The following is a 209-nucleotide window of genomic DNA, read 5'->3' on the forward strand; positions in this document are numbered from 1 at the left end:
ACATCCATCCAATCAGAAACTTGATTAAAATTGTGCAGTGTGGGGACTATGCCAGAATTGACATCATTAGCGGCATAGATAATCGGGCTTTCGTGCTGTTGGCGATAAATCGTCTGTAAGAAAGTTGTAGGGACGAGTTCAGAAACAATTAAATCTCGCAAGACCATTCCTGCGCCAATACTGGGCAATTGATCAAAGTCCCCTACCAG

The 209-nt window shown here is 43.5% G+C and carries 1 protein-coding gene; it reads right to left on the minus strand.

Annotated features, from left to right (window positions below):
- On the minus strand, positions 1-209 hold a 209-nt coding region (locus ACEYW6_RS36885; protein WP_412983705.1), incomplete at both ends, for an AAA family ATPase.

It is taken from the genome of Nostoc sp. UIC 10607, assembly GCF_047228265.1.
GTDB classification, from domain to species: domain Bacteria; phylum Cyanobacteriota; class Cyanobacteriia; order Cyanobacteriales; family Nostocaceae; genus Nostoc; species Nostoc foliaceum_A.